Origin of the sequence: Neolewinella aquimaris, from assembly GCF_014197245.1 — a bacterium.
GTDB lineage: Bacteria > Bacteroidota > Bacteroidia > Chitinophagales > Saprospiraceae > Neolewinella > Neolewinella aquimaris.
The window spans coordinates 202,821-222,089 of record NZ_JACIFF010000005.1 but is presented as its reverse complement, the minus strand read 5'-3'; the positions used below and the strand labels follow the sequence as shown (position 1 = coordinate 222,089).

Below are 19,269 nucleotides of genomic sequence, written 5' to 3'. Positions count from 1 at the left end.
ACCACCTTCTGTTGTCGTACCTATCTTGCGCTGCCCCGCCCCAGGCCGCTAACTTCCCCCCAAAATTGCTGCATATGCGCACCCTGCTTTTTCTGATTTTCTTTGCTCCCGCGCTTGCCGCCCAGGAAAAAGTTACGCCGGTCGTACCCTTCGGAGGCATCTACGACGTGCCGGAAGCCACCGTACTCCTCGATACGAACCTGACCTACAACTTCGTGGTGGACGTAGCCTCGGGAAGCCAAGAGCCCGACAGCCTGAGTGAGGGCCTCTACCGCGTCGCGCGCATGATTAACCTCTTCGCCGTGGGCGGTGTGCCCGACGAAAAAGTAACCATCGTGCTGGCCATCCACGCCGGCGCTACGGTAGGCGTGATGGACAATGCCCACTACCGCGAACGCTTCGGCGTCGATAACCCCAACATCGAACTGATCCGCTCGCTCAAGCAGGCCGGGGTGCGGGTGACGGTTTGCGGACAGTCCCTCCTCGGACGCAATGTGCCCCCTGATGCTGTCATTCCGGAAGTGGAAATCGCTACCTCCATGCTGACCACCGTAGCCATGTACCAGATGAAAGGATACGGGGTGTTCAAATTTTAAATTGGGAATTTTAAATTTTAAATTTTCCGCCGTGATTGAATTAGTTGACCGTGCACAGGAGTTCGCAGACCGCACCGCCGTAGTCAGTAACGGGCAGAAACATAGCTACCGGGAACTGTTGGACGCCTCGGCTCGCATTGCGCGGGGCCTGCTTGCCGGCCGTGAGGACCTCAACGAAGCACGCATTGCCTTCCTGGTGCCGCCCGGATTCACCTACGTGGCCCTACAGTGGGGCATTTGGCGGGCGGGAGGGATCGCCGTGCCGCTGTGTACCAAGCACCCCACCCCATCGCTCCGCTACGTGATCGAGGATACGGCCGCCGAGCACGTGCTGTATACCGGAGAATTTTTAGACCAGCTTGCACCACTCATTGAGGAGAACATCTCCTCCTTTGCACGGGCGGAAACCTTCGGGTCGGCTACCGATGGTCCACTTCCTGACATCAGTTCCGACCGCCGCGCCATGATCCTCTACACCAGCGGCACCACCGGTAAGCCAAAGGGTGTGGTGACCACCCACGACAACATCCGGGCGCAGATCGTAGCACTAGTCAACGCTTGGGAGTGGTCCGCAGACGATCGCATTCTCAACATTCTGCCCCTGCACCACGTCCACGGCATCATTAATGTGCTGTCCTGCGCACTCTGGAGCGGGGCGAGTTGTGAGTTCCTGCCGCGCTTCGGGGAGGAGGCCATTTTCGAACGATTCCTCAGTGGGGAGATTAACGTTTTCATGGCCGTACCCACCATCTACTTTAAGCTCATCGGCCACTACGATTCCCTGCCCGCCCACGAGCAACGGAAGATCAGTGCCGCGCTAAGTGACTTTCGCCTCATGGTCTCCGGCTCCGCCGCCCTGCCCGTCTCGGTGCTGGAACGCTGGCGCGAGATCAGCGGCCACACCCTTCTGGAACGCTACGGCATGACCGAAATGGGTATGGCCATCAGCAACCCCTACCGTGGCGAGCGCAAACCCGGCCACATCGGCCAGCCGCTGGACGGCGTACACGTCAGGCTGGTAACTGAGGCGGGGACGCAGGTGCCGGCAAATTCCGTAGAAAGCGGAGAAATTCAGGTAAGGGGCAACAATGTTTTCCGGGAATACTGGGGCAGACCGGAAGCCACGGCCAGGGAATTTACCGAAGACGGCTGGTTCCGCACCGGCGACATCGCCGTCTTCGAGGGCGGTGCTTACCGCATCCTGGGCCGCAACTCGGTCGACATCATCAAATCCGGAGGCTACAAGATCTCCGCCCTCGAGATCGAGGAAGTGTTGCGTACGCACCCCCTGATCCGGGAGTGCGGTGTGGTGGGGCTACCCGACGATGAGTGGGGAGAGATCATCGGTGCCAGTCTGATCGCCGACCCCGCCGCCGTGAACCTCGAAGAGCTCGCCGCCTGGCTCCGTGAGCGACTGCCCGGCTACAAGCTGCCGCGGCGGTACATCTTCCAGGACGACCTGCCGCGCAACGTGATGGGGAAGGTCACCAAGCAGGAGCTCAAACGGGCCTTCGCATGACCATCTATGGCGTAGCCCTTCTTGCGTTCTGCTTTCTGGTTGGCAAGATCACCGGCACCCTGCTGGGCGCGGCCATTGGCATCGACGGCGACGTGGGGGGCGTGGGATTTGCCATGATCCTGCTGGTGGCCGGAAACACCTGGCTGAAGCACCGCGGCGGATTACCCCCGGCGACCGCGGGCGGCATCCTGTTCTGGAGCGCCATGTACATTCCCATCATCGTAGCCATGGCCGCGGTGCAGAACGTCAAAGCGGCCCTCTCCGGCGGTTGGCTGGCCCTGCTGGCGGGAACGGCGGCTACCGTGGCCGGACTGCTGCTCGTGCCCGTCCTCTCCCGCATCGGTCGCCCCGACCTACCCCAGCCACGAGCCGATGATTGAGCTGGTCGAAAATGTACTGATTAAAAACGGACTGCTCTTCGCCTTCCTCTGCGTGGGCGTGGTGATGTGGGCGGCCTTCTGGGTGTCCCGCAACGTACTGGGTGGTAAGATTCCCGGCGTGGCCCTGGCGATCATCGCGGGCCTGGCGCTCGCTTTTCTGGGGGATAAAAAGGGGCTGGCCGACATTCCACTCTTCGCCGGCCTCGCACTGCTGGGCGGCTCGATGCTGCGCGACTTCGCGGTAGTGGCCACCGCCATGGGGGCCGACCTGGATAAGATCAAGACGGCCGGACTGGCGGGGGTAGTGGCGTTGGGACTGGGCATTCTATCGGCCTTTTTCATTGGGGTAGGCGTTGCCTTCGCCATGGGCTATGCGGATGCGGTGAGTCTGACGACCATCGGGGCGGGGGCTTGCACTTACATCGTAGGGCCGGTCACGGGTTCGGCGCTGGGTGCCTCCTCGGAGGTGATCGCCATCAGCATTGCGGCGGGGGTGGTCAAGACCATCGTGACTACGGTAGCAACACCGCTGCTGGCGCGCTTCATCGGGCTCGACAATCCACATTCGGCCGTTGTTTTCGGCGGACTCATCGGCACCACCAGCGGCGTAGCGGCGGGACTGGCGGCCACCGATCCGAAACTGGTTCCCTACGGCGCACTGACGGCAACATTCTATACGGGACTAGGGTGTTTACTCTGCCCTTCGGTACTCTACCTCCTGCTGGACTGGATCATGGCTTAGGCCTTGCGCACGATAGCTTCCAGGTCCGGCAGCCGCGCCAAAAATTCCTTGGTGAGCCGCAGCTGATTGCGTGCCCGCATGAGATTGTGGTCGGGGGAGGCAACTTTGTAGTACACATCGCCCGCCAGGTAATCCGTCAGGAACCGGACGCCCATGATGTAGGCCATGTACGCTCCCGACAGGCCCAGGTACTTGAGTTCAATCGCGGACAGTACGTCGCGGGTGACTCCCAGATAGCCAGAGGAAAACCCCCGAAACTTTTCCAGGTCGACGGTGACTAGGTTAAGGTCCGCCTCATCTTCGTTCGCGGTGCCGGTACCCGTGCGCACGCCGTCGCCAAAATCGAAGTGGACGATCCCCGGCATAACGGTATCGAGGTCGATCACGCACTTGCCCCGGTCGTCGGGGGTGAGCAGAACGTTATTGAACTTGGTGTCGTTGTGGGTGACGCGCCGGCGGATTGAGCCCTCCTTATGCAGGCGATCGATGGCTAACAAAGCATCGGCCAGGCCAAGTACGCTGGTGATCTCATCGCGACAGGCACTTTCCCTCCCCGCGGCGGGTTGTTCCTGCACCGTCCGGAAAGCCCGCAGCCGAAGATCGAGGTCGTGAAATCCGGGAATCACCTCGGTCAGTCTGTCGGCCGGAAAGTCGTCTAAAAATCTCAGGAAGTACCCGTAGGAGCGGGCGCCTTCGTACGCCTGCTCCGGCGTCGTTACCAGATCGTAGGCCACGAGTTCCTTCAGAAATTCGAATACCCGCCAGTAGTTTCCGTCGGCATCCCGGTGAAATCGCCCCCCGGTATGCGTCGGTACCACTTGTAGCGTCGTCTGCTCGTTTGCGGGGTAGGGCGCTCCGGAAATTCTGCTCCTTATATGGTCGGTGACGAGGTCGATGTTCTCCATCAGGCCCGCGACGTCCGGGAAGACATGGTGGTTGATGCGCTGCAGCAGATAATCCGGTGCACCGGTATCGCCGTTAAACACCCGGTAGGTATCGTTGATGTGCCCGCCGCCGAAGGCTTCGATGCGGTCGATGCTTCCCTCGAGGTGAAAGCATTGTGCGATTTGATCCATATTCCGTTTCTGACGATTTACACCCCTACCCTAAAACCCGCTTCAGCAATCCATTACCGGCTCTTCGGGTTGCGCGCGGCTGTTTTCCAGGATGCGCTCGTAGTAGGTTTCGTACATCGGAATCATTTCTTCGATATCGAAGCGGGCGGCTTGTTCGAGGGCGGCATCACGAAAGCGCTGCAGCGTCTCGTCGCTTTCGAAGATTTTCATAACGTCCTCAGCCATTTTGTCGACCATGCCTACTCCGGAGGTAAAGCCGGTGACGCCGTCGATATTTACCTCGGGAATACCACCGACATTGCTCGAGATTACGGGTACCTGACACGCCATGGCTTCCAGAGCGGCTAGTCCGAAACTCTCACTGGCAGAGGGGAGCAGAAATACGTCGGCCACCGCCAGCAGTTCCTCCACGGCGTCCTGCTTGCCGAGGAAGCGAATATCCTTGGTAAGGCCCAGGCGGCGACTTAGGTCCTCGCACTTGCTCCGCTCGGGACCGTCGCCAATCAGCAGCAGCTTGCTGGGCGTTTGGTCGTGGATGATCTTGAAGATGTAGATCACGTCGTCCACCCGTTTGACCGGGCGGAAGTTGGAAATGTGGATCAGGATGCGTTCGCCGTTAGGGGCAATGGCGCGCTTGAAGTGCTCCTTGTTGTTGCGCTTAAAGCGCTTGAAGTCAATGAAGTTATAGATCACCTCGATGGGCCGGCAAACTTCGAAGTTGTGTAGGGTATCGGCTTTGAGTGATTCCGAAACCGCCGTCACGCCGTCCGATTTATTAATGGCGAACGTGATGGTAGGTGCGAAGGCCGGATTAGATCCTACCAGCGTAATGTCGGTACCGTGCAGGGTAGTGACAAACGGCACGTAGCGGCCCCGGGCGTGAAGAATCTTGCGTGCCATATAGGCTACCGCGGCGTGGGGCACGGCGTAGTGCACGTGCAGCAGGTCGAGGCCATAATTCTCCACCACGTCGACCAACTTTGAGGCCAGAGAGGTCTCGTAGGGAGCAAATTCAAAGAGGGGGTAATCGGCACCGCTGTCCACCTCGTGATAGAACACGTTCTCGTGGAAAAATCCCAGTCGGGCGGGTCGCCGGTAGGTGATGAAGTGAATCTCGTGTCCGCGCCGGGCCAGTCCCAGACCGAGTTCGGTAGCCAGGACACCACTTCCACCGTAGGTGGGATAACAGACAACGCCAATCTTCATACAACCTTCGTTTACCCCAAAATAACTAAGCGGATGCGGGGGTCTATCTCAAATGCAAAAGTGCCGTAAATAGTTTGGCTACTCGTCGGCTACTCGTCGGCCGACTCCAAGTCGTCCGCCGAGTAAGCTGGGGGGAAAAGATCCGAGCAGCTAGATGAATAGCATTACCCGCCACCAAGTCGTCCGCCGAGTAAGCCGGGGGGAAAAGACCCGAGCAGCTAGACAAATAGCATCACCCGCCACCAAGTCGGCGGACGAGCCTCGTGCCTCGGTCGACCGACGACGGCTACTCGTCGGCCGACTCCAAGTCGTCCGCCGAGTAAGCCGGGGGGAAAAGATCCTAAACAGCTAGACGAACAGCATCACCCGCTAACAAGTCGTCAGACGAGTAAGCCGGGGGGAAAATATCCAAGTAGCCAGACGAATAGCATCACCCGCCACCAAGTCGGCGCACGAGCCTCGTGCCTCGGTCGGCCGACGACGGCTTACTCGTCGGCCGACTCCAAGTCGTCCGCCGAGTAAGCCGGGGGGGAAAGATCCTAAACAGCTAGACGAATAGCATCACCCGCTAACAAGTCGGCGGACGAGCCTCGTGCCTCGGTCGGCCGACGACGACGCACTCGTCGGCGGACGACCACGTGAACCTGCTCCCCCCAGACGACCTTACTGCACTATGATCATCAAGCTACTGCCGGCAACCGGAGAAGACGAATACTCCGAGGCCGTTCCCCCCGATACCTACCTGCGCACCGTCACCCCACCTGGGTTCATTGCACGTCTGCCGGAAGACGCGGCTCCTGCGTCCGCGCAAAACCTGGGACAGCTCCTCAGCCACAAGGAAGCAAAACACCTAAACGGCGAAGTAGAAATCACCGCCGAGGGGGTGGAAGACCGGCTTACCGCTGCATTCATCGGTGGCCTGCGCCTGGGCGCCTACTCGGCCGGACACCTGAAGGAAGATCACGAAGCACACCCCCTGGCGGAAGGCAAGATCCACTGGGGCGGGGACGCAGGTGCAGTGGAAATTCTGGCGAGCGTACAAAATCGGATACGCGCCCTGGTCGATGCCCCCGCCAATAAGAAGCGGCCACAAGATCTAGCCGCTTGGGCTACCGAAAGTGGAAAAACCTACGACTACAGCGTCAGGGTGCTCGACAAAGCTGCCTGCGAGAAAGAAGGACTACACGCCCTCTTGGCCGTCAACCGGGGCAGCGAAGATCCCGCCGTACTCATCGTAATGGAATACCGCGGCGGCAAGCCCAACGACGATACCACCGCCCTCATCGGCAAGGGAATAACCTTCGATACCGGCGGAGTAAGCATCAAGGGAAGCCAGAACCTGCACCTGATGAAGAGCGACATGGGCGGCGCGGCGGCCGTCTTCGGGACTCTCGAGGCGGCGGCCCGACTCAAGCTCCCCGTAAACGTGGTCGGTATCGTACCCGCCACCGACAACAGCGTCGATGCCCTAAGCATCAAGCCCAGCGACGTCATCGAGAGCCACGCCGGCAAAACCATCGAGATCATCGACACCGACGCCGAGGGCCGCCTCATCATGGCCGACGGACTCAGCTATGCCGTAAAACACTTCCAACCCACTACCCTGATCGACGTCGCCACCCTAACGGGCAGTGCCGTCCGCACCTTCGGCTACGAATGCGCCGCCACCCTGAGCAAGAACGAGGAACTGATCGAGCAATTCCGCCGCGCTGGGGACGCAGTTGGCGAACGCGTCTGGCCCCTCCCCCCCTGGGACGATTTCGCAAAGGGACTCAAAAGCGACGTTGCCGACGTAAAAAACTTCAGCGGCACCCCCCTACACGGCGCCACCGATGCCTTCAAATTTCTCGAAAACTTCACCCACGGCCACGAGCGCTACATCCACTTCGACATCGCCGGAGTAGCCCTCAAACAAGGACCCTACGCCAAAGACCGCCAAGCCACCGGCTTCGGCGTACGCCTATTCATAGAGTGGCTGAAGGGAACGATCGAAGCCTAAAATCCGCGTAAATCCGTGCCCGAGCGCAGCGAATCCGCGCCCCGGCGAAGCCGATCTGTGTTAAAACCACCCACCGCACCGCCCGCTTATCAGGGTCGCCTTAGAAAGGCTCAACCTCTGAAAATCCGCGTAAATCCGTGCCCGAGCGCAGCGAATCCGCGCCCCGGCGAAGCCAATCTGCGTTAAAACCACCTACTGCATGCCCACCCTTCAGGGTCGCCTTAGAAAGGCTCAACCTCTGAAAATCCGCGCAAATCCGTGCCCAAGCGCAGCGAATCCGCGCCCCGGCGAAGCCAATCTGCGTTAAAGCCACCCACCGCACCGCCCGCAAATCAGGGTCGCCTTAGAAAGGCTCATCCTTCGCCTACCGACTGCAATTGTTTTGTTTTGAAAAATACCGAACAAATAGTTTGTATTTACCTTATACTTATCAAAAGCAAAAATATGAAAGTCAACGTACAGGAAAAACCCCGCCTACAGAACGGTCGCCACGTAGTGACCATCACCGAGATCTCCGAAGGGGAAAGTGAGTATAAAGGAATCCCCTTCTTCGCCGCCCGCATGGAAACGGACGACGCCTTCGTCGAGCAACGCTTCTACGACAGCGAGCCCAGCAAACCCATTCTGGCAGAACTGATGCGCGCCGTAGAGATGGAAGGAGAAACCCTCGACACGGAAAAACTCGTCGGCAAGCAACTCTCCGTGGAAGTCCACGAGCGCAGCTACCCCGATCCGGATACCGGCGTGGAAAAGACCATCACCGAAGCCGGCCATTTCCGCAAAGTAGGTGAGGCCGATACGAGCGATCAGCCCAAATAAGACCGTCGGCCGTCTAAACACGGTAACCGTTCATCGAATAGTACGGCCGCAGCTAACCCGCCCGCGCTCAAATTGGTTAAAGGGGGTAGATGAGACGAATGCTACCCACCTTATTATTGATGGTCCTTGCGACCACCATCGGTCAGGCCCAGACCAACGTGACCGTCAAGGGATACGTGCGGGATGCCTCCAACGGAGAAACCCTGATCGGGGCGACCGTCTACCTCGAGGAAACGAGCAAGGGCACGGTCACCAATGAGTACGGCTTTTATTCCCTTACGGTATCGCCGGGCACCTACACCCTGGTGGCGAGCTATCTCGGCTTTGCCGATCAGCGGCAGGAGGCGGAGTTGTTGGGGAACGCTACCTACGATTTTGCCCTCGGTGAATCCGGTAAACTCCTTACGGAAGTGATAGTGACCGCCGAGGAGGAAGACCGCAACGTCAGCACGGTGCAAATGAGCGTGGAGCGGCTCGACATGACCACCATCGAGAAACTTCCCAGTCTGCTCGGAGAAGTGGATGTACTCCGCAGCATTCAGTTGCTGCCGGGAGTAACCAGTGTCGGCGAAGGGGCGGCGGGCTTCAACGTACGCGGCGGCAGCATCGACCAGAACCTGGTGATCCTCGATGAGGCACCTGTTTTTAATTCCAGTCACTTGTTTGGCTTCTTTTCAGTGTTCAATCCGGATGCGGTAAAGAGCGTCAAACTGTATAAGGGTGGCATACCGGCGCGCTACGGTGGACGCCTATCCTCAATCCTCGACGTACGCATGAAGGAGGGGAACAACCAGCACTTTGAAGTACAGGGGGGCATCGGCACCATTTTTAGCCGCCTGAGCGTAGAAGCACCAATCGTAAAGGACCGGTCTTCTTTCCTTTTGGCCGGCCGTCGGAGTTACATCGACGTTCTTGCCGGCCCGTTCTTAAACGATGACCTCGCGGGGACGAAGCTAAATTTTTACGACCTCACCCTCAAGACCAACTACCGCTTCAGCGATAAAGACCAGGTGTTTTTGTCTGGCTATCTGGGACGTGACATTTTCAGCCCGGGTGATGCCGCCGGATTTAGTTGGGGCAACGCGACGGGCACCCTGCGGTGGAATCATTTGTTTACGGACAAGCTATTCTCCAACCTAACCTTCTACTACAGCGACTACGACTACGCAATCAATTTCGGCGACGAGCCCGAAGAGGATGCCTTCAACTGGGATGCGAGCATCATAAATACAAGTGTAAAGCCTGAGTTTTCCTACTTCATCAGTCCGACCAACGTCCTACGCTTCGGCGGTCAGGCCATTCATTATCGTTTCGAGCCGGCCAACGCCGTTGCGGTGAGCGACGGGGATGAGATCGACATCAGCATCAGCCGGCAGTGGGCCCTCGAATCCAGCTTGTTTGTAGAAAATGAGGTGACCCTCTTCGACCGGCTAAAACTCAACTACGGACTGCGCGTAAGTCACTTCGCTTACCTCGGAGGGCGCAACGTGTACGAATTTGGCGAAGCCCCCCGCGTCGGCCTGCCCCGCCCCCTCACCGGCATCACCCCGACCGATCGGGACGAAACGATCAAGGATTGGTTCAATTTCGAGCCCCGGGCCGCCGCCCAGTTTTCCCTCAACGACAACAGTTCCCTCAAGGCCAGTTACCAGCGTACGGTGCAGTACATACACCTGCTTAGCAACACGACCGCCTCGATCCCCCTCGACATCTGGACGCCCAGCACCAACAACATCGATCCCCAGTTGGCCGATCAGTACGCCATCGGCTACTTCCGCAATTTGGCGGAAAATAAGTACGAGCTGAGCCTAGAAACCTACTACAAAGACTTCTCCAATCTGGTAGACTACATCGACGGGGCCGATCTGGTCCTTAATGAGTTCGTGGAAGGGCAGGTGCTCGCCGGCAAGGGCCGGGCCTACGGTACCGAACTCCAGCTAAAGAAAACCGAGGGCCGGGCTTCCGGCTGGCTCAGCTATACCCTGGCGCGTACCGAGCGGCTGGTCGAAGGCATCAACAACAATACCTGGTACCCCACCCGCTTCGACCAAACGCACAACTTCAACCTGACCGGCTTCTACGAGCTGAACGACCGCATCACGCTGAGCGCGACCTTCGTCTACAACACCGGCACCCCCCTTACCCTGGCCAACAGCGGCTACTACCAACTCGGCTACTTCGTGCCCAACAACGCCGGGGATGCCCGCAACAACTTCCGCATTCCCGACTACCACCGGCTCGATTTCTCCCTAACCCTCGATCCTAAAGCGGAGAAATCCGACCGGCGCTGGCAGGGGCAGTGGATCTTCGGCGTGTACAACCTATACGCCCGCCGCAATCCCTTCACCGTGTACGGCGACCAGGTTGACGGGCGCACCGCACCCGGCGCGGCCATCAACACCGAAGCCATTAAGCTTTCCGTGGTTGGAAGCATCATCCCCTCCGTATCCTACAACTTCACCTTCAAATGATGCGCGCCCTACTGCTTATCCTGCTGGCCGGCGGTCTCTGGACCTGCACCGACGTCATCGAACTGGAGACGGACTTCCAGGAACCCGAGTTGGTTGTAGATGCCTGGCTTACCGACGAGTCCGTACCCCAGACCATCCGCCTTACCCTCAGTCAGGATTACTACGCCAATCGCCTGCCCACCGGCGTGGAGAATGCCGAGGTAGTAGTGTGCCGGACGCAGCCCGACACTACTTGTTTTATTTTCGTTCACCAGGATTCCGGACGGTACGTTTGGACACCCGCCGCCGGGGAAAAGCTCGGGGACGTAGGGCAGGAATTTACGTTGGGAATCCGGTACGAGGACGGTGATTACGTCAGCCAGACCAGCATGCGCCGGGTGCCGCCGATCGACAGCATCAGCTTTCAGTTTGAGGAGGATCAGCTGGGGCTCGATGAAGGGCTTTACGCCCAGATCTACGCCCGGGACCTCCCCGGCGCGGGTGATGCTTACCTGATTCGGAGCACCATCAACGATACGCTTCTCAACCGCCCTTCGGAGCTTAACCTGGCCTACGATGCCACCTTCGACGCGGGGAGTGGTACGGACGGTATTGCCTTCATTTTCCCGATACGCTTTAGTATCAATAAAACCGACGAGGACGGGGCCTTCGTTCCACTGGTATCCGGAGACAAGGTCGAGGTGGAAATTTGGTCGCTTAGCCCCGAAGCGTTTTATTTTCTGAGTATTGCCCGCGACCAGATTCAGAACGGAGACAACGGAATATTTCAAATACCGGTGGCCAACGCACCGGGCAACGTATTTAACGTCGATACTGGGGAGGCCGCGCTCGGTGTGTTCAACGTGGCGGCGTCCAGCAGGGCCGTCAGAGTGGTGGAATAAGCGCGAATTTCTGGTGCATATGTGACGTCCTTCGTACTTTAACGTCTCACCTTTAGAACTCGAACACGTTCGGGTCGCGCACAACAAATTACATGCCAAGCGGAGCACCAACCAAAGGCTGTGATACTTCGATGGAGGATATAGACATCATTCGCGCCTACCGGGAACGGAGGCACGCTACCTGTTTTCAAATCCTTTACGATCGCTATTCCACGAAAGTGTACAGCAAGGCGGTGACTATGCTGCGTAAGCAGAGTGAGGCGGAGGACGCTACCCAGGAAATATTCACCAAGATCTTTCTGAACCTGGGAAAATTCCAGGGGCAGTCAAAGTTTTCCACCTGGGTGTATTCCATCACTTACAACTTATGCATCGACAAGATCCGCCGGGAGAAAAAAGTAAGGGACCTCTTTAACACCGAAATGGAGGACCCGCCGGATACCGTCGAGGAAGTACCCGACGAGGCTCTCCTGAACCTACAGCTCAACGAACTGAAATACGTGCTGAGCAAACTCACCGACACCGAGCGTATGATGCTCCTAATGAAATACAAGGACGGCGTAAAGATCAAGGCCATCGCCAGCTTGCTGGACAAGAGCGAGTCCGCCGTCAAAATGCAACTTAAACGAATCAAAGAAAAAGCGAAACGGATCCACGAGCACCGGTTTGCGTCTACACCTTCATGAGTCAGATGAACAGTTTTCTAGCATTGCAGGAACAGGAGCTGACCGCTTTCACCGAAGCGCGGCAAGTCCGTGTGCGCCAGCGTGTCGAGCGTGAACTCAAGAGCGCGGAGTTCATCGGCAGCCTCATCGAGCTCTTCGGGCCGGTCATGGCCGATACCGTAAATGTCCTCGGTGGTGGCGACCCCCTCGTCCAGGACGAGACGTATTTGCTGCTACAGGAGTCTGAGGACGATGACCCCTACGGCAGCCCGCCCCCCGGCCCCGGAGATTCCGGACAGATTATCCGTTAATTAGCCCTATGGAGTCAGTAATTAATATTCTCAAGTTACAAGCCTACCAACTGCTCACGGTAATCCCCGCCCTGATCAAGGCAGCGGTCATCTTTCTGGTCGGCTACGTGATCGCCCGGGTGCTTTACCAAGTTATTCGCCGGGCGGTGGCGGCCTCCGGTCTGGATCGCCTGACGGACCGGCTGCTGAATATCGATCTCTTCCGCAACACCGATCTTAAAATCCTCCCCAGCCGGGTACTGGCGAGCATCGTGTACTACTTCGTGCTGATCGTGTTCGTTATGGCTGCGGTAGACGCCCTGGGCATGCCGATGCTTTCGGCCATGATGGCCGACCTGATCGCTTACATTCCCAATGCCATCACCGCCTTCATCATCCTGATCGGAGGTATTTTTCTGGCCGACTTCATCAAAAAGCTGGTGACCAACACCTGCCGGTCGCTCGGCATTCCGTCCGCCAACCTGATTGGCAACGCCATATTTTACTTCATCCTGCTCAACATCGTGCTGATCGCACTCAGCCAGGCCCAGTTGCAGACGGAGTTCATGGAGGCCAACATCAGCATTCTACTTGCCGGGATCGCAGGAGCATTCGCAATTGGCTACGGCATGGCTTCCCGGCACATCATGGGAAACATACTGGCGAGCTTCTACAACCGCAACCAGGTGCGGGTAGGCGACGAGATCAGCATCGACGGTAAGCGTGGAGAGGTCATTCAGCTCAGTAGCCTGTCGATCACCCTCCAGGCGGAAGATTCGGAGCACACCATTCCCTTCAGCAAGCTCAGTAGCGACGGTTTCGAGGTACACTCTCGGCGGGAAGACCGCACTGCCCTGCCCCCCAACCTTGGCAGATAGCCGTATCATTGCACCCGCGTACCCGTCCTAAAACTTCCCTTAAGCAAGTCTCCATGTCCAAGGCGAGCCTGTTCCTCCTTTTTTTATTTGTCACCGCTGGGCTGATGGCGCAGAAAAAAGAGGCCGAGGAAATCCCCGAAGGCTGGAACCGGGGCGCGGGGGTAGGCTTTGATTTCGCGCAACTGCTGCAGATCAATCCCAAACAGGGGGCGGGGCAGAACAGATTGGGCCTGGGTGGGGCGTTCGACGGATTTGCCAACTACAAGATGGGCCGTCAGGCCTGGGACAACACCGTGCTCTGGCAGTTTGCCGTACAGCGACTCGGAGCCGGCGTAATTGCCCAGGGAGCCACCTCCAAAATTCCATTCCAGAAAACGATCGATGAATTCCGGCTGGGCAGCAAGTACGGATTTCAGATCAAGCCGGACGGCAAACTCTACTACTCCGTCAACGGGACGTTCCTAAGCCAGTTGACGTCTACTTACCAATTTCCCGACCTCTATTCGGGCAATTTTGTTTCCGACTTTATCGACAGTGGCCGTAGCCCGTTGTCGAAGTTTCTTTCTCCCGCGACGGTGACCCTTTCCTTGGGTATCGACTACAAGCCGAACGATCAGTTGTCGATCTTTTACTCGCCCCTGGGCAGCAAGTTCATTATCGTGGCCAGCGACAGCATCGCCAGTCGCGGGGTGCACGGCAACGAAGTGAGCGGCGAGCCCACCAAAGGTATCTATCCCGAATTCCAGAACCTGGATGCGCAGATCGGTTCCCTGGCACAGATCAAGTATAAGGTGACCTTCGGCGGAGAAGACCGATTTGGCTTCTCGTCTAACCTCGGGCTGTACTCCAACTACCTCGACAATCCACAGAACGTGGATGTAGACTGGCAAAACACCCTGTCCTTCGCCTTCACCGAGAACCTGCACCTCAACGTTTTCCTCAACGTGTTCTACGACGACGACATCCGCGTGCAGATCACCGACTACAATGCCCCCAACGGGGTGGCCGGCCTCGGTAAGCGCGTCAGCATCACCGAGCAACTCGTGATTGCGTACGCCCGTAGTTTCTGACCCCGGATGGCGAAGGGCTACACCCCCACTTACGAGCATCCCCTACTGGAGCGCGCCCGGGCGTGTGCCGTTTGTGCGGAGCATCTTCCCCTTGGCCCCAATCCGATCTTTCGCATCCACCCCGAGATGAAGGTCGTGCTCATCAGTCAGGCACCGGGGCGGTTGGCCCACCTGTCCAGTGTAGCCTGGGACGATCCGAGCGGCCGCCGGTTGCGGGAGTGGCTGGGGGTGACCGACGCGGAATTTTTTCAAACCCCGACCTTTGGGATTCTACCCATCGGCTTCTGCTATCCCGGCAAGGGGAAGGGTGGTGATTTACCCCCGCGGCCGGAGTGTGCCCCCCTCTGGCAGGATCCGTTGCTCTCGCTAATGCCTAAACTGGAGTTGAAAGTGCTCGTCGGGGCTTACGCTCAGGCGCACTACCTGGGCGATCGCCGGAAAAAGAGCCTGACGGAGACCGTCCGCAACTACCGGGAATACCTCCCGGAGTATTTTCCCATTCCCCACCCCAGTCCGCGCAACCGAATATATCTACGGCGCAATCCGTGGTTCGAGGAGTTGAACGTACCGCACCTGCAGGAGATCGTGGCCGGTCTGCTCGATTAAATGCTGCCCAGTCCACCGTCGACTCCGATCACCTGACCGGTAATGGAGGCGGCCTGATCGCTGAGTAGAAAGGCGGCCATGGCAGCGACTTCGGAAGCGGGAGCAACGCGGTTGAGGGGATGGCGCTTGGCACTTGCTTCCCGCTTTTCATCGCTGGACAGCAGCTTTTCCGCCAGTGGCGTATCGGTGAGCGAGGGAGCGATGGCATTGACGCGCACCGCGGGTGCGTACTCGGCGGCCAGGCTGCGGGTGAGTCCTTCGATGGCCCCCTTCGCCGCGGCGATGGAAGCGTGAAACGGCATACCCCGTTGGACGGCTACCGTAGAAAAGAGCACCACCGAAGCCGAACCGCCCTTTTTAAGGACCCGCTCCGTGGCCTGCAGGCAACGCACGGCACCTACTACATTGAGCTCGAAGGCTTCGCGGAAGGCGGCGGGTTTCAGGCTGCGGAAGGGGCGCAGGTCGATGCTGCCCGGACAGTAGGCCAGTCCGTGCACTTCTTCGGGTACGGCGGATTTGAGGTCACTTGCCTCGTCGGTGACGTCGATGGGGGTGAAGCGAACCGTACCGGGTAGGTCACGTTGCTCCCGCGCCCATACGTGTACCTCGGCGTCTTCCCGGGTAAGGAGCTGGTCTACGAGGGCACGGCCGATGCCGGAGCTTCCGCCGATGATGAGGTAGGTGGGCATGGGTGGGAGGGGTTAGATTGGGAATGGAGATAAACGAGAACGACCCGGCCGGCGGGTGCCGGTCGGGTCGTTGTGACGGGCCACGGGGGCCTAATGGAAGCGGGTGGTTTTAGTTGACCGACTCGCTCAGTTTTTTCCCGGGCTTGAATTTTACCACGTTCTTTGCCGCAATCTGGATGGTTTCATTGGTGCGGGGGTTACGTCCTTCACGGGCGGGGCGGTTGTTCACCGAAAAAGTACCGAAGCCGATGAGGCTTACGCTGTCTTCCTGCTTCAGGGCATCTTCAATAGCTCCGAGCATGGCGGTCAGTGCGCTTTCTGCTTGATCTTTGGTGAGGCTGGCTTTGTCGGCAATGGCCGATACGAGATCTCCTTTATTCATTAGTCTGGATTTTGAAAGGTTAAAATATGGCAAGTGCAGGTTGCCGTGGAAAATGGTTAGTTATTAGGTAAATTAGGGCCGGAACGTTGCTTGCGCCCCAGCTTCCCTAGTTCAGCCTACAAACGTATGAAAAACCGCAGTGTTTATCCCCTTTTCCTTATTTTACTAGGGTTCGTGGTCTTATTCACCTCGGCCTGCAACCGTAAATCGGGCTGCGCGGCGCTGGACAAGTCCGTCAAAACCGATACCAAGAAGAAGCGGGGCGGTAACCGTGATCTATTCGGGCGCGGGTACTGAGCCGGTCGATCGATCGCGTGCCGTCGCCTGCGGGTTCGCGGACGGAGCGAGGGGCAGGGCATGGGTACGCTTTACCTCCCTGATCTTGTAGGGCCGTTTGTCCTGGCTCTCGTAGTAGGTTCGCATCAGCACTTCAACGATAATTCCTACCGTAACCAGTTGAATTCCAGCAAGTACGAGCATTGCTCCGAGAATAAGCAGGGGCTTCCCCCAGATGTCCTGGCCCATAATTTTGAGCACCAGCAGGTAGGTATTGATGAGGGCACCAAGGGTAAATAGGGCGAGTCCCGCCTGGGCGAAAAGGTGCATCGGACGCTGTAGGTACTTCTTCAGAAACAGCATGAGGAGCAGGTCGCTGACGACCTTAAAGGTGCGTCCCAACCCGTACTTGCTCTGTCCGAATTGGCGGGGATGGTGCCTGACCGGGACCTGAGTAATACGGGCCCCTTCCAGGCTAGCCAGCACGGAAATAAATCGGTGGAGCTCCCCATAAATACCGATGTCGCGGGCAATTTCGGTGCGAAATACCTTCAGGGCACAGCCGTAATCGCGTAAATGGACCCCACTCAGGTTGCGGATGATCCAGTTAGCGATGCGGCTCGGGATGCGGCGCAGGATGGCCCCGTCCTGCCGGTTGACGCGCTCCCCTACCACCAGGTCCCACCTACCGTTCTCAACCAAGTCGAGCATGGCCGGGATATCGGAGGGGTCGTTCTGCAGGTCACCGTCCATGGTGGCAATGTAGTGCCCCCGTGCTACGTCAATGCCCGCCATCAGAGCGAGGCTCTGTCCGTAGTTCTTGCGGAGTTCGACCACCACCAGGCGGGGATCGTCGATGGACTTAAGGAGTTCGGTGGATCCGTCGGTGCTGCCGTCGTCGACGTAGACGATCTCGTAGTCGTAGTCGTAGTCCTTCAGGGCCGCGTGGGTGCGTTCGATCAGGGGCCGGATGTTGTCCAGCTCATTCAGGATAGTGACGACGACGGATAGGTGCATGAAGGAGTTACAGTTTAGGGAGTACCGTTTACAATGTAGGGTTTACCGCGTACCGCGCTTATTCGATCCGTATTCCGGATCCCATTCCATCGCGGAGATCCGCGTCGTCCGAACCGGGGACCGGGATGGGATTGGCCAGATGGCCTACCGGATAGAGGGTATCCAAATGGCGGAGGTAAAGGGAATCGGTAGCCCGGATGCGAAGCTCACGGTACTGAAGGGGGCTGCCGACGTAGATCGCCTGCGGGTCGTAACGATCGAAGTGGCGGGGGACGACCCGGCCGTATGCTTCCGAGAGATAATACCCCGTCGCTGGCTCGACGAGGGTGTAGCGGTAGATGGCTAGTTCCCTTCCCGCATTGGTGCGCACGACAGACTGGGCGGTAGCACGGACGGCATTGCCCCGCTCGTTGGTGGCGGCGCGAACCGGAAGAACGAACAGATTGAACCCGATCCGCAAAATCAGCAGGAAGCAGCACAGGAGAAGTAGAAAATTGCGTCGGTCGCGCCAGCTGCCAATTAACACTGCACCCGCGACCCCGCCCAAAACGATGCTCTTGACCCAGGGGAAGGTCACTGCTTCGACCTGAGGAAGCAGCGGCACGAAAGGAAGGGCGATGGTGCAGAGGGTCATTATACCCAGGAGCAGATAACGCAGGCCGGTATAGGTTTGGGTGCGCCGCTCGGCGTGCCAGCGATGGAGGTACAGCAGACCGGCAAAGAGCAGGGGGAAAAGCATGAGCAGGTAGCGCGGGTACACTTCCGGCGAAAGCCAGTACACGGGGATATTGACCAGAAAGGCAACCAGGCAGAAGGCGGCAAAGTCACTGGATTTGAGTTTCCGCCAGGCTCCGCGCCGCAGCAGGTAGACGAGCAGCAGCGTCCAGGGAAGGAAGTGGTAGCTCATCTCGAAGGGAAAGGCAAAAACATGTCCCACCGTCTCCCAGATTCCGTGGGCGGCGGCCGTGCGCTTACCGCTTTCGACAAAGAGGCGGCGACCGACCTGACTCAGGTCAACATACTGGCTGTACTGTAAATAGTAAATCCCCAGCAGCGCGACGCAGACCAGGCCGGTGATCAGGTGGGCCGGACGGATGAGTTGACGCCACTCCCGCCGCCAGCCCAGAAGGGCGAAAATGCTGAGTCCCTGGAATACTATGGCCGGCAGTCCTTTGAGCATGAAGGTGGCCACCGTGAGCAGGTAGGTGCAACCAAAGGCGAGCCACCAACGTCCTTTACTACCGAAATGATAGAGGAGCATAATCTGAGTATACACCAGCCAGCTGAAGCACACGTCGATGAGCCCCAGCATACTGTCCCAGAACAGCATCCGGCCGCAGGTGACCACGGTGAGCGCGTGAACGGCCGCCAGGTAGTTGCCGAAGTGCCGGCGGCTGAAGAGGAAGGTAGTGAGGGCGAACCCCAGGAGGCTGAGGACCGTCGGCAGTCGGGTGGCCCACTCGCTGGCGCCTCCGTGGAGGGTGAAGCTGGCGGCGAGGATCCAGTTCCAGAGGGGTGGCTTGTTGAGGTAGGCATCGCCGTGCATGGCCGGGGCGACGAAGTTTCCGGACCACAGCATTTCCTGGGCGACCAGGGAGCGGATGGCTTCATCGTCAATGAATACCATCAGGCCCAGGTTGATCAGCAGGGCCGGAAAGAGCAGCAGAACTGCCAGAATGAGGTACCCTTTTCGCACCGGGGCGAAGA

At 58.5% G+C, this 19,269-nt stretch carries 19 protein-coding genes; 13 read left to right on the top strand and 6 right to left on the bottom strand.

What is annotated here, in order from left to right; translation table 11 throughout:
* Nucleotides 1-74 precede the first annotated feature (74 nt).
* Genes GGR28_RS11085 through madM form a run of 4 tightly spaced genes read left to right on the top strand, consistent with a single transcriptional unit; the run spans nucleotide 75 to nucleotide 3,237 of the window.
* Entirely contained in the window at nucleotides 75-596 is a 522-nt protein-coding gene (locus GGR28_RS11085; protein ID WP_183495854.1) for a DsrE family protein, read from the top strand.
* Nucleotides 597-627: 31 nt separating this feature from the next.
* Nucleotides 628-2,115: an acyl-CoA synthetase gene (locus tag GGR28_RS11080; protein WP_183495853.1), complete on the top strand. Its 1,488-nt coding sequence runs from the start codon at nucleotides 628-630 to the stop codon at nucleotides 2,113-2,115.
* A complete protein-coding gene (gene madL, locus GGR28_RS11075; RefSeq protein ID WP_183495852.1) occupies nucleotides 2,112-2,495 on the top strand; it encodes a malonate transporter subunit MadL in 384 nt (127 codons plus the stop codon). Before GGR28_RS11080 ends, madL begins: the two co-directional genes overlap by 4 nt.
* Nucleotides 2,488-3,237: a malonate transporter subunit MadM gene (madM, locus tag GGR28_RS11070; protein WP_183495851.1), complete on the top strand. Its 750-nt coding sequence runs from the start codon at nucleotides 2,488-2,490 to the stop codon at nucleotides 3,235-3,237. The genes madL and madM overlap by 8 nt, the downstream gene beginning before the upstream one ends.
* Here the strand turns inward: madM and GGR28_RS11065 are convergent.
* Nucleotides 3,234-4,313 carry a phosphotransferase enzyme family protein gene (locus tag GGR28_RS11065; RefSeq protein WP_183495850.1) on the bottom strand — a complete coding sequence of 360 codons (1,080 nt, stop codon included), beginning with the start codon at nucleotides 4,311-4,313 and terminating at the stop codon, nucleotides 3,234-3,236. The two genes, madM and GGR28_RS11065, sit on opposite strands and share 4 nt — an antisense overlap.
* 42 nt (nucleotides 4,314-4,355) lie before the next feature.
* Nucleotides 4,356-5,519 (bottom strand): N-acetyl-alpha-D-glucosaminyl L-malate synthase BshA, encoded by a 1,164-nt coding sequence (gene bshA / locus GGR28_RS11060; protein ID WP_183495849.1) that lies wholly within the window; start codon nucleotides 5,517-5,519, stop codon nucleotides 4,356-4,358.
* 673 nt (nucleotides 5,520-6,192) lie between these two features.
* Here bshA and GGR28_RS11055 point away from each other — a divergent pair.
* The 9 genes from GGR28_RS11055 to GGR28_RS11015 all read left to right on the top strand — a co-directional run bounded on the left by GGR28_RS11055 (nucleotide 6,193) and on the right by GGR28_RS11015 (nucleotide 15,198).
* A complete protein-coding gene (locus GGR28_RS11055; RefSeq protein WP_183495848.1) occupies nucleotides 6,193-7,518 on the top strand; it encodes a leucyl aminopeptidase family protein in 1,326 nt (441 codons plus the stop codon).
* Between the two features lie 444 nt (nucleotides 7,519-7,962).
* The gene (locus GGR28_RS11050; RefSeq protein WP_183495847.1) at nucleotides 7,963-8,337 is read left to right on the top strand and encodes a hypothetical protein; all 375 of its coding nucleotides are present in this window, start codon (nucleotides 7,963-7,965) and stop codon (nucleotides 8,335-8,337) included.
* An 89-nt stretch (nucleotides 8,338-8,426) separates the two neighbouring features.
* On the top strand, nucleotides 8,427-10,808 hold the full coding sequence (locus GGR28_RS11045; RefSeq protein ID WP_183495846.1) for a TonB-dependent receptor: 2,382 nt from the start codon (nucleotides 8,427-8,429) through the stop codon (nucleotides 10,806-10,808).
* Entirely contained in the window at nucleotides 10,805-11,689 is an 885-nt protein-coding gene (locus tag GGR28_RS11040) for a DUF4249 domain-containing protein (protein WP_183495845.1), read from the top strand. The genes GGR28_RS11045 and GGR28_RS11040 overlap by 4 nt, the downstream gene beginning before the upstream one ends.
* Nucleotides 11,690-11,820: 131 nt before the next feature.
* Nucleotides 11,821-12,375 (top strand): RNA polymerase sigma factor, encoded by a 555-nt coding sequence (locus tag GGR28_RS11035; RefSeq protein ID WP_183495844.1) that lies wholly within the window; start codon nucleotides 11,821-11,823, stop codon nucleotides 12,373-12,375.
* Between the two features lie 5 nt (nucleotides 12,376-12,380).
* Entirely contained in the window at nucleotides 12,381-12,665 is a 285-nt protein-coding gene (locus GGR28_RS11030) for a hypothetical protein (protein WP_183495843.1), read from the top strand.
* Nucleotides 12,666-12,673: 8 nt separating this feature from the next.
* Nucleotides 12,674-13,522: a mechanosensitive ion channel family protein gene (locus tag GGR28_RS11025; protein ID WP_183495842.1), complete on the top strand. Its 849-nt coding sequence runs from the start codon at nucleotides 12,674-12,676 to the stop codon at nucleotides 13,520-13,522.
* A 53-nt stretch (nucleotides 13,523-13,575) separates the two neighbouring features.
* Complete coding sequence (locus GGR28_RS11020) at nucleotides 13,576-14,592, top strand: DUF3078 domain-containing protein (RefSeq protein ID WP_183495841.1); 1,017 nt, start codon at nucleotides 13,576-13,578, stop codon at nucleotides 14,590-14,592.
* Between the two features lie 6 nt (nucleotides 14,593-14,598).
* Nucleotides 14,599-15,198 (top strand): uracil-DNA glycosylase family protein, encoded by a 600-nt coding sequence (locus tag GGR28_RS11015; protein WP_183495840.1) that lies wholly within the window; start codon nucleotides 14,599-14,601, stop codon nucleotides 15,196-15,198.
* Here GGR28_RS11015 and GGR28_RS11010 read toward each other — a convergent pair.
* The 4 genes from GGR28_RS11010 to GGR28_RS10995 form a co-directional block, all read right to left on the bottom strand.
* Nucleotides 15,195-15,887, bottom strand: coding sequence for an SDR family NAD(P)-dependent oxidoreductase (locus tag GGR28_RS11010; protein WP_183495839.1), 693 nt, complete (start codon nucleotides 15,885-15,887; stop codon nucleotides 15,195-15,197). The genes GGR28_RS11015 and GGR28_RS11010 overlap by 4 nt on opposite strands.
* Before the next feature lie 109 nt (nucleotides 15,888-15,996).
* Complete coding sequence (locus tag GGR28_RS11005) at nucleotides 15,997-16,302, bottom strand: HU family DNA-binding protein (protein WP_262890772.1); 306 nt, start codon at nucleotides 16,300-16,302, stop codon at nucleotides 15,997-15,999.
* A gap of 243 nt (nucleotides 16,303-16,545) precedes the next feature.
* Entirely contained in the window at nucleotides 16,546-17,562 is a 1,017-nt protein-coding gene (locus tag GGR28_RS11000; RefSeq protein ID WP_183495837.1) for a glycosyltransferase family 2 protein, read from the bottom strand.
* Between the two features lie 58 nt (nucleotides 17,563-17,620).
* Entirely contained in the window at nucleotides 17,621-19,258 is a 1,638-nt protein-coding gene (locus GGR28_RS10995; RefSeq protein ID WP_183495836.1) for an ArnT family glycosyltransferase, read from the bottom strand.
* Nucleotides 19,259-19,269 lie beyond the last annotated feature (11 nt).

What these genes read in the sequence shown, in the direction of transcription:
- GGR28_RS11085 (WP_183495854.1), top strand. Translation starts at nt 75, where the DNA reads ATGCGCACCCTGCTTTTTCTGATTTTCTTTGCTCCCGCGCTTGCCGCC.
- madL (WP_183495852.1), top strand. Translation starts at nt 2,112, where the DNA reads ATGACCATCTATGGCGTAGCCCTTCTTGCGTTCTGCTTTCTGGTTGGC.
- madM (WP_183495851.1), top strand. Translation starts at nt 2,488, where the DNA reads ATGATTGAGCTGGTCGAAAATGTACTGATTAAAAACGGACTGCTCTTC.
- GGR28_RS11065 (WP_183495850.1), bottom strand. Translation starts at nt 4,313, where the DNA reads ATGGATCAAATCGCACAATGCTTTCACCTCGAGGGAAGCATCGACCGC.
- bshA (WP_183495849.1), bottom strand. Translation starts at nt 5,519, where the DNA reads ATGAAGATTGGCGTTGTCTGTTATCCCACCTACGGTGGAAGTGGTGTC.
- GGR28_RS11055 (WP_183495848.1), top strand. Translation starts at nt 6,193, where the DNA reads ATGATCATCAAGCTACTGCCGGCAACCGGAGAAGACGAATACTCCGAG.
- GGR28_RS11050 (WP_183495847.1), top strand. Translation starts at nt 7,963, where the DNA reads ATGAAAGTCAACGTACAGGAAAAACCCCGCCTACAGAACGGTCGCCAC.
- GGR28_RS11045 (WP_183495846.1), top strand. Translation starts at nt 8,427, where the DNA reads ATGAGACGAATGCTACCCACCTTATTATTGATGGTCCTTGCGACCACC.
- GGR28_RS11040 (WP_183495845.1), top strand. Translation starts at nt 10,805, where the DNA reads ATGATGCGCGCCCTACTGCTTATCCTGCTGGCCGGCGGTCTCTGGACC.
- GGR28_RS11035 (WP_183495844.1), top strand. Translation starts at nt 11,821, where the DNA reads ATGGAGGATATAGACATCATTCGCGCCTACCGGGAACGGAGGCACGCT.
- GGR28_RS11030 (WP_183495843.1), top strand. Translation starts at nt 12,381, where the DNA reads ATGAACAGTTTTCTAGCATTGCAGGAACAGGAGCTGACCGCTTTCACC.
- GGR28_RS11025 (WP_183495842.1), top strand. Translation starts at nt 12,674, where the DNA reads ATGGAGTCAGTAATTAATATTCTCAAGTTACAAGCCTACCAACTGCTC.
- GGR28_RS11020 (WP_183495841.1), top strand. Translation starts at nt 13,576, where the DNA reads ATGTCCAAGGCGAGCCTGTTCCTCCTTTTTTTATTTGTCACCGCTGGG.
- GGR28_RS11015 (WP_183495840.1), top strand. Translation starts at nt 14,599, where the DNA reads ATGGCGAAGGGCTACACCCCCACTTACGAGCATCCCCTACTGGAGCGC.
- GGR28_RS11010 (WP_183495839.1), bottom strand. Translation starts at nt 15,887, where the DNA reads ATGCCCACCTACCTCATCATCGGCGGAAGCTCCGGCATCGGCCGTGCC.
- GGR28_RS11000 (WP_183495837.1), bottom strand. Translation starts at nt 17,562, where the DNA reads ATGCACCTATCCGTCGTCGTCACTATCCTGAATGAGCTGGACAACATC.